The organism is Azospirillum sp. A29, from assembly GCF_042604625.1.
Taxonomy (GTDB): domain Bacteria; phylum Pseudomonadota; class Alphaproteobacteria; order Azospirillales; family Azospirillaceae; genus Azospirillum; species Azospirillum palustre.
The window spans coordinates 224,554-243,943 of record NZ_CP170467.1; the positions used below are offsets into that span (position 1 = coordinate 224,554).

Consider the following 19,390-nt stretch of genomic DNA (forward strand, 5'->3'; position numbering starts at 1 on the left):
TGCTCCGGCAAGCCGAATGACGACAGCGGGACTTCAGCGAAAGGACGGTCGGTGCGGTCTGAGGACGCTCTTGCCAACATAGACGTCGCGGTGCTCGCCGGCGGGCTCGGCACGCGCATCCGGGGCGTTTTGGGTGACACGCCGAAGGTACTGGCCCCGATTGCGGGCCGCGCCTTCCTCGGTCACCTGCTCGATTATCTGTCCACCTACGGGTCGCGCCGCGTGGTGCTGTGCCTGGGCCATCTGGCCGACCGGGTGACGGCCTGGCTCGCCCGCGGGGATTCGGCCGGCACCATCGACGTGGTCTGCCAGATCGAACCGCGCCCGCTCGGCACCGCAGGCGCGCTCGGCTATGTCCGCAAGGAATTGCGCAGCAGCACCATCCTGGTGGTGAACGGCGACACCTTCCTCGACGCCGACCTGCGCGCCTTCATCGCCTCGCACCGGCTGTCGGGGGCGGAGGCGTCGGTGCTCTGCGTGACGGTGGAGGACGCGTCCCGCTTCGTGCGGGTGGAGATCGGCCCCGACAGCCGCGTCCGCCGTTTCCTGGACAAGGCGCCGGGGGCGGGCACCATCAATGCCGGGGTCTATCTGTTCTCCGCCTCGTTCCTCGACCGCTTCGTCGCGTCGGGTGCGGTGTCTCTGGAAAGCGACGTGCTGGAAAAGCTGCCGGCCGGCACGCTGAACGCCCACGTCGCCAAGGCCCGCTTCCTCGATATCGGCACGCCGGAAAGCCTCGCCACCGCCGCCAGCGTCATTGCCGGCCGGGAGTCCTGAGGGGGGACTCCCGGCGCGCCGTCCCGAGGGCCGCAATTTACCCCCGCACGCCCCCGGTCTGTCGCTGGACAGGCGCAAAGTGCCGGGCCAAGATGCTGGCCACCCCGATCCCGCGTGCCGTGGTAGGACAGCCACGCCGTCTCTTACGGACCCGCGCCATGGCCGTCATCCTCATCCGTGCCGACGCCTCGCCGACCATCGGCACCGGCCATGTCATGCGCTGTCTCGCCGTGGCGGAGGCGCTGCGCGACCAGGGGCACGAAGCGCTGTTCGCCGCCGTGGAATCCACGCCCGCCATCGACCGCCGCCTGACCTCCGACGGCTTCCGCCATGTCTCCATCGCCGGCCCGGTGGGGGAGGCGGCGGATCTGGCCGCCACCCGCTCGCTGCTGCGGCGGGAGCATGGCAGCGCGGTGATGCTCGACGGCTACCGCTTCGGCGAGGCCTACCGCGCCGGGCTTCAGGCGGCGGGCGCACGGGTGCTGGCCTGGGACGATCTGGGCGACGGCACGCCTCTGCACGCCGATCTCGTGGTCAATGCGGCACCGCAGGCCGCCGGGCTCCCCTATGACGCGATGGCGCCCGGCGCCGTCCTGCTGCTCGGCCCCGGCTATGCCCCGCTGCGGCGGGAGGTGCGGCTGGCGGCGCAGGCGCAACGGCTCGGCATCGCCGACCGGCAGGTGCTGCTGGTGACCTTCGGCGGTTCCGACCCGCTGGGATTGACTGGGCCGGTCCTTGAGGCGTTGGCGACGCGGCGGCCCGATGGCTGCCGGATCGTCGCCGTCGTCGGCGGCAGCAATCCCCGCGCCGCGGAGCTGGCAGGGCTTGCCGGCGATGGGATTGCCGTGGAGATCGACTGCCCGCGCATGGGCGCGTTGATGGCGGAAAGCGGACTGGCGGTGTCGGCCGGCGGCGGCACCATGGGCGAGTTGGCTGCCCTGGCGGTGCCGACCCTGCTGGTGGTCACCGCCGACAATCAGGCGATGGCGAGCGGCGATGCCGCGGAACTCGGCTGGAGCAGCGCCGTGGACGCCCGTGGCCGCCCCCCGGCCGAGGCGGCTGGGATTATCGCCGAGCGAGCGCTCGCTCTCTGGACCGATGCGGAACAGCGGCAGCGGATGCAGGATGCCGCCGCTTCACTGCCGCTGGATGGCGAGGGGGCGGTGCGCATCGCCTGCGCCCTCACCGGTCCCGCCCCCAAATCGGGCAGCACCGCCCGGCGTCGGACGGCGCTCGCCTGAGTTTCTACCGCCGATACGTCAGCTGACCACCCGCCAAGTGCCGTCCGCCTGCTGACAGGCGGTGCCGAAGCCCTGCTGGGTGCGGCCCTGGACGACGATGGTCGTCTGGTATTCACGGCAGAGCTGGCCCTGCGGCCCGGTCCCCTCGCGCACGGGGGTGTAGGTGCCGTAATTGCCGGTCTCGGGGTTGTTCCAGCGCACGGTGCTGCCGGTCGGCGCGCTGTAGGCGTTGACCGCGGCCTGCTGGGCATAGGTCTGGTCGGCACGGTCGAGCGAGGCGCCGGCCGCATTGCCCAGCGCCGCACCCAGCAGAGTGCCGACGCCCACCGCCACCAGCTTGCCGCTGCCGCCGCCGAAGCGCGAGCCTGCCAGACCGCCGACCACGCCGCCCAGCACGGTGCCGGCCGTCTGCTTGTTGGCGCTGACGCCGCCATAGGAATCGCCATAGCCGGGCTGGGCGCAGCCGGCAAGCGGGGCCGCGAGCAGGCTGGCGGACAGCGCGGCGGCGAGGAAGGGGCTGGCTTTCATGGTGGCTCTCGTCCTGTTGGGTCCTGTTGGGATCGGCACGAAACCGTCCGTTCCTGACGCCATCAACATGGCTGACCCGCATATTATTCCCGATGCGTGACGCGGTGCCTCGGTTGCTCCTATGATCGACCCAACGGTTCCACAAAGGAATCGACGACAAGCCCTTGGGAGGGAACGAACATGCTGCCCAACGCGGACAGCTGGGAAGGGGTGTCCCGCGCCTTCGCCTGGCGCGTGCCCGACCGCTACAACATCGGCGTCGACGTCTGCGACCGCTGGGCGGAGGCGGAGCCCGACCGCATCGCCCTGATCAACAAGCGGCGCGACGGCGGGGTCGAGGAATACCGCTTCTCCGACATCCGCGCCCTGTCCAACCGCTTCGCCAACGCATTGGCGGCGCAGGGCGTGGCGCGCGGCGACCGGGTCGGCATCCTGCTGCCCCAGGCACCGGAAACCGCCATCAGCCACGTCGCGGTCTACAAGCTGGGCGGCATCGCCGTGCCGCTGTTCTCGCTGTTCGGGGTGGAGGCGCTGGAATACCGGTTGGCCAATTGCGGCGCCCGCGCCGTGGTCACCGACGCCGTGGGCGCCGCCAAGATCGCCCAGATCCGCGACCGCCTGCCGGAACTGCGCACCGTCTACCGCATCGACGGCTCGGGGCCGGGCTGTCTCGACTGGCACGGGCTGTGCGATGCGGCGTCCGACAGCTTCGACCCGGCCGACACCGGCCCGGACGATCCGGCGCTGGTCATCTACACCTCCGGCACCACCGGCCAGCCGAAGGGGGCACTGCATGCGCACCGGGTGCTGCTGGGCCATCTGCCGGGCGTGGAGATGTCGCACGACCTGTTCCCGCAACCGGACGACCGGATCTGGACGCCGGCCGACTGGGCATGGATCGGCGGGCTGCTCGACGTGCTGCTGCCGGCCTGGCACCATGGCGTGACGGTGGTGTCCCACCGCTTCGAGAAGTTCGACGCCGAGGCCGCCTTCGCCCTGCTGGCCGAATTCAAGGTGCGCAACGCCTTCCTGCCGCCGACCGCGCTGAAGATGATGCGGGCCGTGAAGAACCCGCGGGCGCGCCATGCCATCGACATGAGATCGGTCGCCAGCGGCGGCGAGACCCTGGGCGCCGGGCTGCTCGACTGGGGGCGCGAGACCTTCGGCGTGACGATCAACGAGTTCTACGGCCAGACCGAGTGCAACATGATCGTCTCCTCGGCCGCCACGCTGATGGCGCCGAAGCCCGGCATCATGGGCCGCCCGGTCCCCGGCCATGACGTGGCGGTGATCGACGGCGAGGGCAACCGCCTGGCGCCGGGGCAGCTCGGCCTGATTGCGGTGCAACGGCCGGATCCGGTGATGTTCCTCGGCTATTGGAACAACCCCGACGCCACCGCGGCCAAATTCATCGGCGATTGGCTGGTCACCGGCGACCAGGGCGAACTGGACGAGGACGGCTACATCCGCTTCGTCGGACGGGACGACGACGTCATCACCTCGGCCGGCTACCGCATCGGCCCCGGCGAGATCGAGGATTGCCTGATCGGCCACCCCGCCGTCCGCATGGCGGCGGTGGTCGGCGTGCCCGATTCGCTGCGCACGGAAATCGTCAAGGCCTTCGTCGTTCTGCAGGAGGGCGTGACGCCGGACGATGCGCTGGTCACCTCCATCCAGGAGCACGTGAAGACCCGGCTGGCGGCCCACGAATATCCGCGCGCCATCGAATTCATGGACAGCCTTCCCATGACCACCACCGGCAAGATCATTCGCCGGGAGTTGAGGAATCGCTCGTAATATCATGATCGAATTGATTTTATTGGCTGCGGCATTTTTCGCCGGGGCGATGAATGCTGTTGCCGGTGGGGGCAGTTTCCTGACCCTGCCGGCCTTGATTTATGCCGGAGTGCCGCCGGTCGCCGCCAACGCCACCGGCACGGTCGCCCTGCTGCCCGGCTATGCCAGCGGAGTCTATGGCTATCGCCAGGATCTGACGCCGGTCGGCACGCTCAGCCTGCCGCTGCTGTCGGCGGTCAGTCTGGTCGGCGGTCTGGCCGGGGCCGGGCTGCTGCTGGTGACGCCGGATTCGGTGTTTCGCGGCATCGTGCCGTGGCTGCTGCTGCTGGCGACCGGTCTGTTCGCCTTCGGCACCATGCTGGCACAGCGCCTGCGCAGCCTGGGACTGCACGGCAACGGGGCGATGCTGGGCACTTTGTTCGCCGTCTCGGTCTATGGCGGCTATTTCAACGGTGGGCTCGGCATCCTCCTGCTGGCGCAGTTGAGCCTGTTCGGCATGACCGACCTGAACGCGATGAATGGGCTGAAGAACCTGTTCTCGGCGGTGCTGACAGCCATCGCCGTGGTGGCATACGCCGCCGGCGGCGCGGTCGAGTGGCCGAAGGCGCTGCTGATGACGGTGGCGGCGGTCGCCGGCGGCTATGTCGGCGCCCGTCTCGGCCGCCGGATTCCGAAACCCGTGCTGCGCGCCGGCATCATCGCCGTCGGGCTGGTGATGAGCGCGGTATTCTTCCTGAAATGATCGCGCTATAGAGGGCGCAACTTTGCGCCTGTCTGGACCCCCGCCGCCATGCTGACCGTATCCGATCTCGACCTGTACTATGGTGACGCCCAGGCGCTCGACGGCGTCACGCTGCAGGTGCCGGCAGGGCAGGCCACCGCCATCGTCGGCGCCAACGGGGCGGGCAAGACCTCGCTGATCCGGGCCATCGCCGGAATCCTGAAGCCGGCGCGCGGCAGCATCCGCTTCAAGGACCGCGAGATCGCCGGCCTGCCCAGCCATGTCGTCTGCGACCTCGGCGTCGGTCAGGTGGCGGAGGGGCGGCAGATCTTCCCGACGCTGAGCGTGCGCGAGAATCTGGAGATGGGCGCCGTCATCCCGCGCGCCCGCGCCGGCGCGCGCCAGACCTACGACCGCGTGCTCGACCTGTTCCCGCGCCTGCGCGAAAGGCTGGATCAGGCAGCCGGCACCCTGTCAGGCGGCGAGCAGCAGATGCTGGCCATCGGCCGTTGCCTGATGGGCAAGCCGGAGCTGATCATGTTCGACGAGCCCTCGCTCGGCCTGTCGCCCGCCCTGGTGCAGGAGCTGTTCCGCATCATCCGCTCGCTGGCCGCCGAGGGCATGACGATCATTCTGGTCGAACAGAATGTCGCGGCCTCCCTGCGCATCGCCCAGTCCGCTTACGTGCTGGAGAATGGCCGCGTCGTCCTGTCGGGAACGGGCGAGGCGCTGCTGGCCGACCCGGCGGTGAAGCAGGCCTATCTGGGGCTGTGACGCCACCGGCCCTCCAGCCGGCGATACCTCCCTTATCCTCCTATCGTTGAATATACGAACCATCTACAGTCCTCGTAAGCTGGCAGTCCAAAGAATGAGCGGACGGGGACCATGGCGGCAGGCTGTAGCAGACGGACGACCTTGCTGGCGGCCGGCGCGCTTCTGGCGTCGGCACTGGTCCGGACCGCCGAGGCCTCCGAGTCCGCCGCCAGCCGTCCGGCCGTCCGCGCCGGGGTGCTGAAATTCGGCACGGTCAGCTGGGAACTCGACACCGTCCGCGCCAATGGCTTCGACAGGCAGGCCGGGATCGACCTGCAACTGGTCGAGCTGGCCGGCAACCCCGCCACCCAGGTGGCTCTCCAGGCCGGTGCTGTTGAGATCATCGTTTCCGACTGGCTGTGGGTGTCGCGGATGCGCAGCAAGGGGGAAGCGCTGTGCTTCATCCCCTATTCGACCGCCGTCGGCGCGTTGGTGGTTCCCGCCGCCTCCAAGATCGCCGGTGTCGGCGATCTGCGGGGCAAGCGCATCGGCGTCGCCGGCAGTCCGCTCGACAAGAGCTGGCTTCTGCTGAAGGCGGTGGCGGCCGACCGGCACGGGCTGTCGCTCGACCGCGATGCGCAGCCCTTCTTTGCCGCGCCGCCCCTGCTGAACAGCAAGGTCGCCGACGGCGACCTGGATGCCGTGCTGACCTATTGGCCATTCGCCGCCCGGCTGGAGGCGAAGGGCATGCGCGTGTCGATGACCGTGGCCGACATGCTGGAGGCGTTGGGCCAGCCGGCGACGGTGCCGTCCATCGGCTATGTCTTCCGCGAGGAGTGGGCGCGCGCCAACCCGGCCGCCCTTGCCGGCTTCCAGGCCGCCACTGCTCAGGCGAAGACCCTGCTGGCGCAGTCCGACACCGCCTGGGAGCGGCTCGCCCCGCTGATGCAGGCGGAGGACGACGCTACCTTCCGCACGCTGCGCGACCGCTACCGCGACGGCATCCCGCGCCGCTGGACGGAGGAGGAGCGGGCAGGGGCGGCGAAACTCTACGCGCTGATGGCAAGGCTGGGCGGACGGGAACTGGTCGGCGATGCGCCCGCCATCGCCCCCGGCACCTTCTGGACCGGCGGGGCGTAGCCGGTGCGCCGCGCCCTGATGCCTGCCCTGATGCCAGTGGTGTCGATCCTGCTGCTGCTGGCGCTGTGGCAGGCCGCGGCCATGATCGTCGGCGGGCGCCTGCTGCCGGGACCGCCGGTGGTGGCCGAGGCTCTTCTGCGCGAGGCGGAGAGCGGGGCGCTGTTCCATCATATGGGCGTCACCCTGCTGCGCGTGCTGGCGGCCTTCGCGCTCGCCATGTCCATCGGCGTCGGCATCGGCCTGCCGATGGGGCGCTCGCCCGTCATCGACCGGCTGTTCGGCCCCTGGCTGGTCTTCTTCCTGAACCTGCCGGCGCTGGTGGTCATCGTGCTGGCCTATGTCTGGTTCGGCCTGACCGAGGCGGCGGCCATCGGCGCCGTCGCCATCAACAAGATCCCCAACACGGTGGTGCTGGTGCGGGCCGGTGCCCGCGCCATCGACGAGGGGCTGGTCGACATGGCCCGCGTCTACCGCCTGTCGCCCGCGGACCGGCTTCGCCATGTGCTGCTGCCGCAACTCACCCCCACCATCGCCGCGGCTGCGCGGTCCGGCCTGGCGCTGATCTGGAAGATCGTGCTGGTGGTCGAACTGCTGGGCCGCAGCGACGGTGTCGGATTCCAGATCAACCTCCTTTTCCAGACGTTCGATGTCGCAGGAATCCTGGCTTACACCATCGCGTTCGTGGCCGTGGTCCAGCTTCTGGAATACGGCGTCCTCCAGCCGGCCGAGCGGCATTGCCAGCGATGGCGGCGGATGCCCGCTGACGCTTAAGATCCGCTCCAAGCGCTTCGGCGCGGTGGAGGCGGTGCGTGGCCTGACCCTGTCGGCCGCGGCGGGAGAGGTCGTGGCGCTGGTCGGTCCCAGCGGCTGCGGCAAGACGACGGCGCTCGGCATCGTCGCCGGGCTGGACCGCGCCTTCGACGGCAGGGTGGAGATCGGACCGCGGCCGGATGGCGGGACGGCCCGCATCGGCTATGTCTTCCAGGAACCGCGCCTGCTGCCCTGGCGCACGGTACGGCAGAATCTGGCGCTGGTTTTGCCGCGGGCGCAGCGGCGCGGGCCGGCGGTCGACGCCATGCTGGAGGCGCTGGAACTGTCGCCCTTCGCCGACCGCTTCCCGACCCAGCTGTCGCTGGGCATGGCGCGGCGGGTGGCGCTCGCCCGCGCCTTCGTGGTGGAGCCGGACCTGCTGCTGATGGACGAACCGTTCGTCTCGCTGGACGAGCCGACGGCGCTGCGGCTGCGCGGACTGCTGTCGGACTTGCTGGACCGGCGGCCGACCACCGTCCTGCTGGTCACCCACAATCTGCGCGAGGCGTTGGCTCTGGCCGACCGGCTTCTCCTGCTGGCGCCTTCGCCCGGCCGGGTGGTGGCGGAGGTGCCGGTGGCCGTTCCCCGCGCCGCCCGCGACGACGCCACCATCGAGGCGCTGCGCCGCGACCTGCTGTCCCGGCCGGAACCCGCCTTCCGCCTGCTGGCCTGACACAACGGGCCGACCCCGCACGGCCTGTGGGTCCATTTGCCGCTCGTCCGTTCACGAACGCTGCGCTATCGTGGCCGCATCCTTGCCGGGAACGCCCGGCGTTTGCAGAGGGCGTCGAAGCCGGATGGCTTTCGGTCGGATGACAGTGCGGCGGGTGCGGCGGCTCGGCCTTGTGGCCGGGATGGCTGCCCTTTTGCTGCAGGTCATCGCCTGGGGGTGGATGCCCCTGATGAGCAGCGGGATCGCCCAGGCCGGGGAGACCGTGTCCCTGGCGATCTGCTCTTCCGGCGGCCTGACCACCATCCAGGCCGCTGCGGCCGATTTCGCGATCCCCCATAACGGCGATCATGGGAAGTCGCCGGACCCGGCATCGTCCGGAACCGGCCATTGCCCGCTCTGCCCGCTGGTGACCGGGCTGGCCTTGCCGCCGCCGCTGCTGGCGGTCGGCCCCGCCCTAGCCATGGACCGCGACACCCGCCTGCTGCCGGCCGAGCATGTCGCCGCCGGCTGGTTCCTGTCGACCCTTCAGGCGCGGGCTCCCCCACCGCTCGCCTGATTTTCCTCCCGCTTCGAATCATCGCCGCTGCCGGTCGCCACGCCCGATCCCTGTGCGGATTGCCGCGTTCCGACCGCCGCAGCACAGCGTGCCCGGTGCACGCCCCTTACCCACGAGCCCTGCGGCGTCATCCGCCGTGGCGGCCATCCCCTGTTCTTCACATCCGCATCCCAGGAGAAGAGTCCATGAAGCGCATTCTCGGCATCGCCGCAGCCATCGTCCTGTTCGGTGCCAGCACCGCCCTGGCCCACGGCTTCAAGGCCGGTGCAATCGAGATCGGCCATCCCTGGGCCCGCGCCACCGCGCCGTCCGCGCCGAATGGCGGCGCCTATCTGTCGCTGACCAACACCGGAACGACGGAAGACCGTCTGGTCGGCGCCTCCACCCCCGCGGCGGAGAAGGCCGAACTGCACACCCATCTGAACGAGAATGGCGTGATGAAGATGCGTGAAGTCGCCGGCGGCATCCCGGTCCCGGCGGGCGAGGCGGTGAAACTGGCGCCGGGCGGGCTCCACATCATGCTGCTCGGCCTCAAGCAGCCGCTGGTGAAGGGCGCCCACATCCCGATGACCCTGCGCTTCGAAAAGGCCGGCACCGTCGAGGTCGAGATCGCGATCGAGGCGGCCGGGCAGGCCGCGGCGCCGGCCGAAGGCCACAGCATGGGGGCTGCCGACGCCGGCCACACCCACAACGCCGCACCGGCCCAGAAGCAGTAACGGAAAAGGCCGCCGGCAGGGGACCCCGCCGGCGGCCTTTTACAATCCACGCCGTTATTCGGCCGGGGCGATCCCCACCGGCTGGGCCAGCTTGGCCGCCTCGGCCGCCCGATAGCGGGGCGACAGCACGCCGAACCGGCGCGCCCACCAAGCGGTCAGCGGCGGCGTCAGCAGGGCGGTAACGACGACGCTGGTGGCGATCAGCGCGGTGGCGGACGGAGCGACCGGCGCGAAGGTCGGCTCGATGGAAGCGATGATCGGCGGCACCGTCACCGCAGCCCCGGCGGTGGAGGCGGCGCCGATGCCGGCCGTGCCGTTGCCCTTCGCCAGCAGGATGTCGGCCAGCACCAGCATGAAACCGGTGACAGCGATGACGCCCAGCCCCAGCACGATGCCCAGCAGGCCGGTGTTGAGGATGGTCGAGAAGTTCAGGTTGTTGCCCAGCGCGAAGGCGAAGAAGGGAACCATCACCGAGACGCCCTGGGTGAAGAAGGCCCGCAGGTCCTTGTCGAGGTTGCCCAGCGCGAAGCCGATCAGGAAGGGCAGCAGGGCGCCGACCATCGTCTGCCAGGGGAAGGCGGCCAGACCGGCGATGCCCAGCGTGACCATGGTCATGAAGGGGCCGGATTCCAGGCACATCAGGCAGAAGGCGCCGGCTTCCTCCTTGGTGCCGTACTGCTGCATCAGCGCCATGTACATGCCGCCGTTGGTGTCGTTCATCACCGCGATGATCGCCAGCACCGACAGGCCGGAGAAGAAGCCGGAGGTGATGCCCTCCGCCGGGATGAACCAGGAGGCGATGACGCCCGCCATCGCCGCGGTGAGGATCTTGACCGAAACCAGCACGCCGCTCTTGCGCAGGACCAGCGGGGTGGCCTTCAAGCTGATGCTGGCGCCGATGCAGAAGAACCACACCGACAGGATCGGCAACGTGCCGGTGATCAGGCCGTTGGTGAAGGACCCGAAGAATTTCCCCGTATTGGGAGCCAGCGTGTTCAGGCAGGCGCCAAGAAACAGGGGGACGATCATCATCCCGCCGGGGATACGGTCGATCCGGGATTTGATGTTCATGGAAGACACTCCTGCGAATTTCATCCCGTCGCCGCCGCGCCCCTTCGCCATCGGGCATGTTTCAGCGGCCGTCAATCTCGTTGAAGCGGCCGCCGAAGCACCGCTTTGTGCATACTAGTATACAAGTTAGCCGGTCATTGTCAAAGCCGCTGATTGTCAGCCGCGACAGGTTGTCGCGCCGGGCGGAAAGCGGAGGAGCGGGACGGGGAGGCAGCGATCGGCAAGCCGCACGCAGGGCTGCGGCTGGACCGGGGTCGGTCCAATGTCGATGCGGGTGGGGGCCGGTCCCGCCGGTGCCGGTTGTTGTGTCGGAACCGGCGGGACAGGCGGTCAGCGCGGCCGGTGGCGGGCGAGGGCGTCGGTGATGTCAACGTCCCGGAACGGCTTGCCGATCACCGGCCGGGTGCGGTGGGCATCGGGCAGGCCCTCGGCCCCATGGCCGGTGGTGAAAATGAAGGGGATGCCGGCGCCGGCCAGCCGGTCCGCCACCGCGTCCACCCGTTCGCCACGCAGATTGACGTCGAGCAGCGCGATGTCGAATCCGCCCGCTTCGATCATTTCCAACGCCGCGGACACCGAACCCGCCGGGCCGAGACAGGCGACTCCCTGGTCGATCAGGGCGTCCTCCAGGCTCATAGCGATCAGCGGTTCGTCTTCGACGATCAGGACGGTCAGGTTCGACAGATTAGCGTCGGTCACTGCGGGCTCACTCGCGACGACAGAGGAATGACAAGCCGGCATCGCACGCCGGCGGTTTCGAAAGCAAGGGCAACATCGCCCTCCAACTCATGCGCCAGACCGCGCTCGATCAGGCGGGAACCGAAGCCGCGCCGGGTCGGCGGCGCCACCGGCGGCCCGCCGCTCTCGCGCCAGCGCAGCACCAGCGCGCCGGCACCGCCCCGGACGGATCGACCGCCGGTCAGGCCGGAACTGGCCTGATTGGAATCGGCCAGACTGGAACCGGATTGGCTCACACCATCATGCACCGGCATTTGCGCCGGCTTGACGATTTCCCAATCCAGGTCGACACGGCCGTTCTCCGCCGACAGCGCGCCGTATTTCGCGGCGTTGGTGGCAAGCTCGTGAAAGGCGAGGTGCAGCGACACCGCCACGCCGGTGGTCAGATTGACCGGCGGACCGCCAACCTTGACGCGGCCGGCATGGACATGGGGTTCCAGCGTCAGCGCGGCGATCTCGCTCAGCGAGGCGCCCTGCCAATGGCGGCGGGTCAGCAGGTCGTGGGCCTGGGCCAGCGCGCGCAGACGGGACTGGAAGGCATCGGGGAAGGCCTCCACCGACGGGGCGGCACGCAGGGTCTGCTTGGCGATGGACTGCACCATCGCCAGCGTGTTCTTGACCCGGTGGTTCAGCTCCTCCAGCAGCAAAAGCTGCCGCTCCTCGGCCTTCTTGCGGTCGGTGATGTTCAGCGAAACGCCGGCTAACCCGGTCGGCACACCGTCCTTGTTATAGATGGCGCGGCCGCGCACCTGCACCCAATGGACGCTGCCGTCGGGCCAGATCGTGCGGTATTCCATGTCCAGCGGCGAACCGCTGCTCACCGCCTGCCGCACCATGGCCTGCTGATGCTCGCGGTCTTCGGGATGGACCCGTTCCAGCAGGCGGTCGTAGGTCGGGATGTCCGCCGGGTCGGCCAATCCGAGGTTGGCGGCGCAGATCGATGAGACGCGCAGCCGGTGGGTCGCCAGCGTCAGCTCCCAGGATCCCAGCCGCCCGGCTTCCAGCGCGAAGCGCAGCCGCGCCTCGCTTTCAGCCAAGGCGGCGCGCTTGTCGGCCAGCTCGTTGCGGTCGCGCGCCTCGATCAGGGCGCGGCGGACCACCACCTGCAACCGCTCCATCCGCAGCTTCACGACATAGTCGGTGGCGCCCTTCTTCAGCGCCTCGATCGCGTTCTCCTCGCCCAGCATGCCGGACACGAAGATGAAGGGCACCCGCGGCAGTCGGTCACGCGCGATGGCCAGCGCCGACATGCCGTCGAAATCGGGCAGGTCGAAGTCGGACAGGATCAGGTCGAAGGGGCCGCCGCCGGCGACCGCCTCGATGAAGGCCTGCCGCGTCTCGACGCGATGGACGTCGAACGCATGGTCGTCGATCATCAGAAGATGTTCGCGCACCAGATCGGCGTCGATGCCGCTGTCCTCCAGCAGGAGGACGCGGCAAGGCGTCGGCGGATCCAGACCCGCGGCATCGCCGGCGGCGGTGTCGATTACGTCAGCCATCAGGTGCCGCGCGGCCGGCGGGAATGGCAGCCGGGCGGCGGCTCGTTCAGAATCGCCCAGAAGCTGCCGATGTCGCGGATCGCGTCGAAGAACTCCTTGAAGCCGACCGGCTTGACCACGAAGGCGTTCACCCCCAGGCGGTAGCTGCGGACGAGATCCTGCTCCTCCTTCGAGGAGGTCAGCATGACCACGGGGATGGCGCGGGTGTTCTCGTTCGCCTTGATCCGCTGCAACACCTCGATCCCGTCCACCTTCGGCAACTTGATGTCGAGGATGATGACGGCCGGATATTTCGGGTCGGTCGGCTTCGACACCGCCTGACCGTCGTCACGGAAAAGATAGGACAGCGCCTCCGCCCCATCGCGGGCGACGACGATGTCGTTGGCGAGCTGCGCCTCGGCGAACGCCTCCAGCGTCAGCTCCAAATCCTTCGGGTTGTCCTCGACCAGCAGGATCGGTTTCAGCGTGGCCATGGGGCTACCTCGATTCGGCGGCGACGGACCGCGGCAGAGAGAAATGGAAGGTGGCGCCGCGATCCAGCCTGCCTTCCGCCCAGACCCGCCCGCCGTGGCGCTCCACGATGCGGCGGACGTTGGCAAGCCCGATGCCGATGCCTTCGAACTCTTCCTCGCGGTGCAGGCGCTGGAATACGCCGAAGAGCTTACCGGCATAGGCCATATCGAATCCACGGCCATTGTCGCGGACGAAGAACTCGTGCGCATCGGCATTGGAGCGGCAGCCGATCTCGATCTCCGGATCGGTGCGGTCGCGGGTGTATTTGATGGCGTTGGCCAGCAGATTCTGCACCACCAGCCGCAGCATGGTCGGGTCGCCGGTCACGCCGGGCAGCGGATGTACGGTCCAGCGCATATTACGACCTTGCAGATCCGGCTCCAGCAGATGGCGCACCTCGTCCACCAGCTGGCCGACATCGACCTCCACCCGCGCCAGCGTGGCGCGGCCCAATTGCGAGAAATGCAGCAGCCCGTCGACCAGCCGCCCGGCCGAACTTGCCGCCTCGATGATGCTGTCCAGATAATGGCGCTCCCGCTCGCTCAGCTTGTCGCCCGCGCGGGACCGCAACAGTTCGGCATAGCTGGTGACGTGCCGGAACGGAGCCCGCAGGTCGTGCGACACCGAATAGGAGAAAGCGGCAAGCTCGCCGTTGCTGCGGCGTAGCTCCTCGTTCAGCGCGGCCATCTCCTCGGCCTTGCGCAGAACGATGCTGACGATGGCGTTGCGGAAATCGCCGGCCGCCTCGATCTCGCCATGGCGCCAGGGCAGGGACTGGCCGCGCACCGTCTCCTTCCACGCTTCGAAGGATCTGCGGGGCGACAGCCCGCCGTTGGAGTCCAGCGGCTTCCTGGGCTCGCCGGCCCAGTCGATCGACTGCACGATCTCCGGCCGGAACCACAGAAGATAGCTGGGGTGAAGCTGCGAGATGGAGATTGCCAGCAGGCCGCTGGCTGTCCGCTCCATCCCGGCGGCGGCCGGCATCTCGGCCGGAAGCCGATGGCTGACGAACAGATCCTTGATGCCCTGTCCGGCCAGTTCGGCGGCGATGGTTTCGACCACCTCCTGCGGCGGGGTGCGGCCGATCAGCCGGCAGTCGCCGTCGAACAGGATCGCGGCGCCATCGGCGTTGACCAGCCCCAGCAGATCCTCGCGGTCCTCGCTCAGCCCGTCGATGAAGCTCTCCGCCGCCGCCATATGGGCGAGCAGGCGGGCCTGCGTGCTTTTGGAGCGGATGCGATGGTCGGCGTCCAGCGCCCGTTCCAGCGCGATCATCTGGCTGGACAGCACCTGCCCGAGCAGATCGCAGGCGGTGCGCACCGCGAAGGAGACCTGCCGCGGCTCCGCATGGTGGCAGGAGATCAGGCCCCACAGCCTGTCGCCATCCATCACGGAGATGGACATGGAGGCCGGCGTGCCCATGTTGCGCATATATTCGAGATGCACCGGCGAGACGCTGCGCAGCACGGAAAAACTGAGGTCCAGCGGCGTCGCATCCAGCTTGGGCGACAGAAGGGGAACCGGCTGGTAGCGGGCGTCGGCGATCAGCCGCAGGCGGTTCAGCGCATAGAGCCGCCGGGCCTGCTGCGGGATGTCGGAGGCCGGAAAACGCAGGCCGCGGTAGGAGGGCAGGCGGTCGTTGCCGTCCTCGGCGATGACGGTGCCGTTCCATTGCTCGTCGAAACGGTAGACCAGCACGCGGTCGAACCCGGTCAGCGAGCGCACCTCCGCGGCCGTGCTGGCCAGCAGGGCGTCGAAATCATGGGCGGCCTGCATGCGGCGGATGCCTTCGCGCATCTGCGGGTACAGCGCCTCCAGCGTGCCGACGCCGGTGGCGGGCAGTTCCTCCAACTCCAGGATCACCAGCCCACCCGAGCGGTGGGCGATGGCCTGATGGTCGCCGCCGCGCAGGCTGAGGATTTCGAGCTGCACCGGCTCCGCCGGGGCGGTGCGCAGTCCATGGACCAGCGAAGCCGTCGACGCACAGTCGATCAGCCGGTCGACTGGCAGTCCGAAGGCTTCGGCGGGCGGACGGTTCAGCACCGCCCCCGCTTCGGCGCTCGCGCAGACGAGACGCAGGCTGTCCGCCTCCACTGCCAGCAGATGGCCGTGCGGCTGGATGCTGCCGGGGAGATGAATCGGTTCGCGCGCGCAGGCGTCGAGGTCGAGTGTGCCCGCCATGGTCGGGGGCCACGGTTCCGGTCCGGTTGCAGGCGTCACAATCGTCCTTTGCTCGTCTCGGTCACAGTTCGACGGTCCGTTCTTGAGCCGGACCGGACTTCAAATCGGAGCCGCTGATGTGGCCTGCTGGCTTTCGCCGGTATTCAGCATAATCAGCGACTTAAAAACGCTGTTTTCGCCGCGCGCACCGCGTCGAGGTGAACGAGGCGACAGGATAACCTGTCAGACCCTATACTTCATTATCATAGGATACGTTGTATGATCGTTCTTGGATTTCTCAGAGTTTCGCTCTTTCTTCATACGCCGAAGATCATACCCCGAATCGGCGTCTGGGATCGTTTATAAGGAAGTATGCCGCAGTGGTTCCATGACTGGCTGCGACAAACGGTCAGATATGGGGAGGGGGACGCCATGAAAACCGAGGTAACGCGCCTGCTCGGCATCGATTACCCGATTGTGCAGGGCGGGATGCAGTGGGTGGGGCTGGCAGAGCTGGCCGCCGCCGTATCGAATGCCGGCGGCCTGGGCATACTGACCGCACTGACCCAGCCGACGCCGGAGGATCTGGCGCGTGAGATCGAGCGGTGCCGCGCGATGACGGGTCGGCCATTCGGCGTGAACCTGACGATGCTGCCCGCGGTGAAGCCGCCGCCCTATGAACGCTATCTCGACGTCATCATCGACAGCGGCATCACCATCGTCGAAACGGCCGGCAACAGCCCGCGCGCCTTCGTGGAGCGGATGAAGGCCCATGGCATCCGCATCCTGCACAAATGCACCAGCGTCCGCCATGCGCTGAGCGCCGAACGGGCCGGAGTGGACATCATCAGCATCGATGGGTTCGAATGCGCCGGCCATCCGGGGGAGGACGACATCCCGGGCCTGATCCTGATCCCGGCGGCGGTGCGGGCCTTGCGGATTCCGGTGATCGCGTCGGGCGGGATCGCCGACGGGCGCGGCATGGCCGCCGCCCTGGCCTTGGGCGCCCAGGGCGTCAACATGGGCACCCGCTTCCTCTGCACGCGCGAGGCGCCGGTGCATGACAGCATCAAACAGGCGCTGGTCGCCGCCGGGGAACGCGACACCAACCTGATCCTGCGCAGCATGCGCAACACCGCCCGCGTCTTCAGGAACGCGGTATCCGACGAGGTCGTGGCTCTGGAGAAGCGCCCCGGCGGCGCCCAGTTTGAGGATGTTCGGCCGCTGGTCGCTGGCCAGCGCGGCCGGGCGGCCATGCAGTCAGGCGATGTTCAGGACGGGATCGTGTCCGCCGGCATGGCGATCGGCCTGATCGACGACATTCCGAGCTGCGACGATCTGATACGCCGGATGGTCGCCGACTGCCGCGCCCATCTGCGCCGCGCACTGGCTCTGGCAGAGGAATAGACGGGCGGGGCAGGGCAGGCTGCGCTGGGGTTGTTCGTGCGGGCCGGGCAGGGTCAGAAGATCAGCTTCAGGATGCCGGTGACGACCAGCAGGCCGATGATGAAGATGATCAGGATGGCCCAGCCGAGAATCTTGAGCATGGTGTGGTCCTTCAATCGCCTCGTTGGCAGCGCCGCCGGCCTCCGGTGACGCCACGGTCATGCTTGGAACAACCCGCAAGGCTGTACAGGGGTTCCCGCCGGACGGGCAAAGATGCCGGCCATGCACCGTGCCGGGAGAGCGCCCTCCAGTCAGCGCGCACAAAAGACGCATAAGATAACTTATGGAAATTAACTGATGGAGCAGGGCCGCTTCTCAGGGAAATCCCCTATGGGAAAATTGCCTGCCGCCGCGCAGGACTTCCGGCCCCGGCCGCGTATAAAAGCCTGACAGCAACCGGGAGCGGGCGGACGACGGCGTGAAGCCTACCGAGGAGACGGTAACGGACGAGGCGTTGATGGCGGACGCCGCGGCCGGTGACCGGAAAGCGTTTGGAACGCTCACGCGCCGGCATCTGCGCCGCAGCATCGCCTTGGCCCAACGGGTCGTCGGAAACGCCGCCGACGCCGAAGAGGTCGCGCAGGACGCCTTCCTGCAGATCTGGGCCAACGCCGACCGCTGGCGCGGCGACGGAACCCGCTTCACGACCTGGCTGTACAGGATCGTGGTGAACCGTGCCATCGACTACAAGCGGCGGCGCAGCTTCGCCCCCCTGGATGCCGCCGATGAGATCGCCGATCCGGCCTGGAGTGCCGAAACGGTGATCGACGGCATCCGGATCGGCGCCGCCGTGGATGCCGCGATCGCCGCTCTTCCCGAGCGGCAGCGGGCGGCGCTCAGCCTTTGCTACCATGAGGAGATGACGTGCGCTGAAGCATCGGAAATACTGCAGGTGTCTGTTTCGGCTATGGAAAGTCTGCTGGTCCGGGCGCGCCGCGTCGTGCGGGCCCGGCTTCAACCCCTGATCCGTCAGAAGGACGGTGTACGGTCATGACGCTCAAAGAGTTCAAACGCTACGCCGAGGCCTATGGCGCCGATCTGGACCGCTGGCCGCGGTCTGCCCGGGTCGATGCCCTGGCCCTTCTGGACGACAGTGCCGAAGCCCGCGACCTGCTGGCCGATGCCGCCGTCACCGACGCGCTGCTCGATGCCGCCTCGACCCCGCTGGTCTCATCCCGACGCGAGGCCGAGGTCTTCGACCGCATCGCCGACTGTCTGGCGCAGCGGATCGTGCCCGAATTCGTGCCGTGGTTCCTGTCGCGGCCGCCCTTCCGCCCTGCCCCGCTGGCCGGATTCCTGGCCGGCATGGCGCTGGTCGGCTTCCTCAGCTACGGCCAGGGCCTGATTTCCTTCGAAAAGACGAGCACTCCCAGCCTGTCCGGTGTGATGATCGTCAGCTATCTGGGAGACACGCGATGACGCCGTCGATCCGGCGCCGCTGGCCCTGGTTCCTGCTGGTCGGGTCCCTTGCGCTCAATATGCTTGCCGGCGGCTTCGTCGTCGCCCACAGCTTCCGCCCACCCCCGCCGCCCGGCGGTCCGGACCAGATGCTGGAACGCTTCGTCGACGACGTGTCGCGGCGCCTGTCGCCGGCCGATGCCACGGTCCTGCGCAAGGCGCTGGACGACGCCCGCCCGCTGTTCGTCCGCATGCATGTCAGCCGGGAGGAGTTCACTCCCCGTCTGCGCACCGCCCTGATGGCACAGCCCTTCGATGCGGCCGGCGTCAAGGCCATGTTCGACAGCGTCCATGCCAAAGACGCCGCCGTGCGAAGCGAGGTCGAGGCGCGCGTCGTCGATACCCTTTCCCGTCTCTCCCCCGAAGGCCGCCTGCGTTTGGCTGAAAGCCGCCTTCCCTGATCCTTTCGGTTTCGACCGGCGGCAGACACATCCGGGGTCAGGCCGGGGCGGCATGTCCGTCCCGGCCTTTTTTCCTTTGTCCGGAAACGGGCTGAGCAATCGAAAAAGAAAAGGCGGCCAGACGGTATCGCCGTCGGGCCGCCCTCAAGTTGGTTCGGGAGGAAACGCAACCAAGTTGCACGCAAAGATATAGGCCGATATGGTTAACGGCCGATGAATGGAGGGGAGAAATCGCCCCCTACCACTTATTTGCGAAGATCGTCGCCGCATGGTCACGCTGGCGGTTGACCTGCCCTGCCCTGTCTCTCTGACGAAAGGCCGGGGTGGCGCCACCCGCCCCCGACGCGCTATGACAGACGCCCGTTGTTTCGTCACCAGTCCGCAGGATCCCT

20 protein-coding genes are annotated in these 19,390 nt (G+C 68.5%); 14 read left to right on the plus strand and 6 right to left on the minus strand.

What is annotated here, in order from left to right; all coding sequences use genetic code 11:
* Positions 1 to 51 precede the first annotated feature (51 nt).
* Entirely contained in the window at positions 52 to 777 is a 726-nt protein-coding gene (locus ABNQ38_RS29050) for a nucleotidyltransferase family protein (RefSeq protein ID WP_377810793.1), read from the plus strand.
* 158 nt (positions 778 to 935) lie between these two features.
* Positions 936 to 2,018: a UDP-2,4-diacetamido-2,4,6-trideoxy-beta-L-altropyranose hydrolase gene (gene pseG, locus ABNQ38_RS29055; protein WP_377810794.1), complete on the plus strand. Its 1,083-nt coding sequence runs from the start codon at positions 936 to 938 to the stop codon at positions 2,016 to 2,018.
* Positions 2,019 to 2,036: 18 nt separating this feature from the next.
* Here the strand turns inward: pseG and ABNQ38_RS29060 are convergent, their stop codons facing one another.
* On the minus strand, positions 2,037 to 2,546 hold the full coding sequence (locus ABNQ38_RS29060) for an RT0821/Lpp0805 family surface protein (RefSeq protein ID WP_377810795.1): 510 nt from the start codon (positions 2,544 to 2,546) through the stop codon (positions 2,037 to 2,039).
* A 180-nt stretch (positions 2,547 to 2,726) separates the two neighbouring features.
* Here ABNQ38_RS29060 and ABNQ38_RS29065 point away from each other — a divergent pair, with 180 nt between their 5' ends.
* From ABNQ38_RS29065 to ABNQ38_RS29100, 8 genes are all read left to right on the plus strand, one after another.
* The gene (locus tag ABNQ38_RS29065; RefSeq protein ID WP_377810796.1) at positions 2,727 to 4,343 is read left to right on the plus strand and encodes an acyl-CoA synthetase; all 1,617 of its coding nucleotides are present in this window, start codon (positions 2,727 to 2,729) and stop codon (positions 4,341 to 4,343) included.
* A 4-nt stretch (positions 4,344 to 4,347) separates the two neighbouring features.
* The gene (locus ABNQ38_RS29070; RefSeq protein ID WP_109050429.1) at positions 4,348 to 5,085 is read left to right on the plus strand and encodes a sulfite exporter TauE/SafE family protein; all 738 of its coding nucleotides are present in this window, start codon (positions 4,348 to 4,350) and stop codon (positions 5,083 to 5,085) included.
* Positions 5,086 to 5,133: 48 nt separating this feature from the next.
* Positions 5,134 to 5,838 carry an ABC transporter ATP-binding protein gene (locus ABNQ38_RS29075; RefSeq protein WP_377810797.1) on the plus strand — a complete coding sequence of 235 codons (705 nt, stop codon included), beginning with the start codon at positions 5,134 to 5,136 and terminating at the stop codon, positions 5,836 to 5,838.
* Between the two features lie 111 nt (positions 5,839 to 5,949).
* Positions 5,950 to 6,957 carry an ABC transporter substrate-binding protein gene (locus ABNQ38_RS29080; RefSeq protein ID WP_377810798.1) on the plus strand — a complete coding sequence of 336 codons (1,008 nt, stop codon included), beginning with the start codon at positions 5,950 to 5,952 and terminating at the stop codon, positions 6,955 to 6,957.
* 18 nt (positions 6,958 to 6,975) lie between these two features.
* Positions 6,976 to 7,728: an ABC transporter permease gene (locus ABNQ38_RS29085; RefSeq protein WP_377810799.1), complete on the plus strand. Its 753-nt coding sequence runs from the start codon at positions 6,976 to 6,978 to the stop codon at positions 7,726 to 7,728.
* A gap of 34 nt (positions 7,729 to 7,762) precedes the next feature.
* Positions 7,763 to 8,440: an ABC transporter ATP-binding protein gene (locus ABNQ38_RS29090; protein ID WP_377810800.1), complete on the plus strand. Its 678-nt coding sequence runs from the start codon at positions 7,763 to 7,765 to the stop codon at positions 8,438 to 8,440.
* A gap of 229 nt (positions 8,441 to 8,669) precedes the next feature.
* Positions 8,670 to 8,996 (plus strand): DUF2946 family protein, encoded by a 327-nt coding sequence (locus ABNQ38_RS29095; RefSeq protein ID WP_377810801.1) that lies wholly within the window; start codon positions 8,670 to 8,672, stop codon positions 8,994 to 8,996.
* Positions 8,997 to 9,181: 185 nt separating this feature from the next.
* Positions 9,182 to 9,712, plus strand: coding sequence for a copper chaperone PCu(A)C (locus ABNQ38_RS29100; RefSeq protein ID WP_377810802.1), 531 nt, complete (start codon positions 9,182 to 9,184; stop codon positions 9,710 to 9,712).
* A 54-nt stretch (positions 9,713 to 9,766) separates the two neighbouring features.
* Here the strand turns inward: ABNQ38_RS29100 and kdgT are convergent, their stop codons facing one another.
* From kdgT to ABNQ38_RS29125, 5 genes are all read right to left on the minus strand, one after another.
* Complete coding sequence (gene kdgT, locus ABNQ38_RS29105) at positions 9,767 to 10,783, minus strand: 2-keto-3-deoxygluconate transporter (RefSeq protein WP_109491005.1); 1,017 nt, start codon at positions 10,781 to 10,783, stop codon at positions 9,767 to 9,769.
* A gap of 330 nt (positions 10,784 to 11,113) precedes the next feature.
* A complete protein-coding gene (locus ABNQ38_RS29110; protein ID WP_377810803.1) occupies positions 11,114 to 11,482 on the minus strand; it encodes a response regulator in 369 nt (122 codons plus the stop codon).
* Entirely contained in the window at positions 11,479 to 13,020 is a 1,542-nt protein-coding gene (locus tag ABNQ38_RS29115; RefSeq protein ID WP_377810804.1) for a sensor histidine kinase, read from the minus strand. The genes ABNQ38_RS29110 and ABNQ38_RS29115 overlap by 4 nt, the downstream gene beginning before the upstream one ends.
* Positions 13,020 to 13,493, minus strand: coding sequence for a response regulator (locus ABNQ38_RS29120; RefSeq protein ID WP_377810805.1), 474 nt, complete (start codon positions 13,491 to 13,493; stop codon positions 13,020 to 13,022). Before ABNQ38_RS29120 ends, ABNQ38_RS29115 begins: the two co-directional genes overlap by 1 nt.
* Positions 13,494 to 13,497: 4 nt before the next feature.
* Entirely contained in the window at positions 13,498 to 15,714 is a 2,217-nt protein-coding gene (locus tag ABNQ38_RS29125) for an ATP-binding protein (RefSeq protein WP_377810806.1), read from the minus strand.
* A gap of 411 nt (positions 15,715 to 16,125) precedes the next feature.
* On the opposite strand from ABNQ38_RS29125, the gene ABNQ38_RS29130 reads away from it, so the two are divergent.
* From ABNQ38_RS29130 to ABNQ38_RS29145, 4 genes are all read left to right on the plus strand, one after another.
* The gene (locus tag ABNQ38_RS29130) at positions 16,126 to 17,100 is read left to right on the plus strand and encodes an NAD(P)H-dependent flavin oxidoreductase (protein WP_377810807.1); all 975 of its coding nucleotides are present in this window, start codon (positions 16,126 to 16,128) and stop codon (positions 17,098 to 17,100) included.
* A 457-nt stretch (positions 17,101 to 17,557) separates the two neighbouring features.
* The gene (locus tag ABNQ38_RS29135) at positions 17,558 to 18,133 is read left to right on the plus strand and encodes a sigma-70 family RNA polymerase sigma factor (RefSeq protein WP_377810808.1); all 576 of its coding nucleotides are present in this window, start codon (positions 17,558 to 17,560) and stop codon (positions 18,131 to 18,133) included.
* Positions 18,130 to 18,558: a hypothetical protein gene (locus ABNQ38_RS29140; protein ID WP_377810809.1), complete on the plus strand. Its 429-nt coding sequence runs from the start codon at positions 18,130 to 18,132 to the stop codon at positions 18,556 to 18,558. The genes ABNQ38_RS29135 and ABNQ38_RS29140 overlap by 4 nt, the downstream gene beginning before the upstream one ends.
* Positions 18,555 to 18,998, plus strand: coding sequence for a periplasmic heavy metal sensor (locus ABNQ38_RS29145; protein ID WP_377810810.1), 444 nt, complete (start codon positions 18,555 to 18,557; stop codon positions 18,996 to 18,998). Before ABNQ38_RS29140 ends, ABNQ38_RS29145 begins: the two co-directional genes overlap by 4 nt.
* Positions 18,999 to 19,390 lie beyond the last annotated feature (392 nt).

Excerpts from the sequence above, each read along its gene's own strand:
- pseG (WP_377810794.1), top strand. The coding sequence starts at position 936 with ATGGCCGTCATCCTCATCCGTGCCGACGCCTCGCCGACCATCGGCACC.
- ABNQ38_RS29085 (WP_377810799.1), top strand. The coding sequence starts at position 6,976 with ATGCCTGCCCTGATGCCAGTGGTGTCGATCCTGCTGCTGCTGGCGCTG.
- ABNQ38_RS29095 (WP_377810801.1), top strand. The coding sequence starts at position 8,670 with ATGAGCAGCGGGATCGCCCAGGCCGGGGAGACCGTGTCCCTGGCGATC.
- ABNQ38_RS29070 (WP_109050429.1), top strand. The coding sequence starts at position 4,348 with ATGATCGAATTGATTTTATTGGCTGCGGCATTTTTCGCCGGGGCGATG.
- ABNQ38_RS29140 (WP_377810809.1), top strand. The coding sequence starts at position 18,130 with ATGACGCTCAAAGAGTTCAAACGCTACGCCGAGGCCTATGGCGCCGAT.
- ABNQ38_RS29145 (WP_377810810.1), top strand. The coding sequence starts at position 18,555 with ATGACGCCGTCGATCCGGCGCCGCTGGCCCTGGTTCCTGCTGGTCGGG.
- ABNQ38_RS29130 (WP_377810807.1), top strand. The coding sequence starts at position 16,126 with ATGAAAACCGAGGTAACGCGCCTGCTCGGCATCGATTACCCGATTGTG.
- ABNQ38_RS29120 (WP_377810805.1), bottom strand. The coding sequence starts at position 13,493 with ATGGCCACGCTGAAACCGATCCTGCTGGTCGAGGACAACCCGAAGGAT.
- ABNQ38_RS29075 (WP_377810797.1), top strand. The coding sequence starts at position 5,134 with ATGCTGACCGTATCCGATCTCGACCTGTACTATGGTGACGCCCAGGCG.
- kdgT (WP_109491005.1), bottom strand. The coding sequence starts at position 10,783 with ATGAACATCAAATCCCGGATCGACCGTATCCCCGGCGGGATGATGATC.
- ABNQ38_RS29060 (WP_377810795.1), bottom strand. The coding sequence starts at position 2,546 with ATGAAAGCCAGCCCCTTCCTCGCCGCCGCGCTGTCCGCCAGCCTGCTC.
- ABNQ38_RS29100 (WP_377810802.1), top strand. The coding sequence starts at position 9,182 with ATGAAGCGCATTCTCGGCATCGCCGCAGCCATCGTCCTGTTCGGTGCC.
- ABNQ38_RS29115 (WP_377810804.1), bottom strand. The coding sequence starts at position 13,020 with ATGGCTGACGTAATCGACACCGCCGCCGGCGATGCCGCGGGTCTGGAT.
- ABNQ38_RS29080 (WP_377810798.1), top strand. The coding sequence starts at position 5,950 with ATGGCGGCAGGCTGTAGCAGACGGACGACCTTGCTGGCGGCCGGCGCG.
- ABNQ38_RS29125 (WP_377810806.1), bottom strand. The coding sequence starts at position 15,714 with ATGGCGGGCACACTCGACCTCGACGCCTGCGCGCGCGAACCGATTCAT.
- ABNQ38_RS29065 (WP_377810796.1), top strand. The coding sequence starts at position 2,727 with ATGCTGCCCAACGCGGACAGCTGGGAAGGGGTGTCCCGCGCCTTCGCC.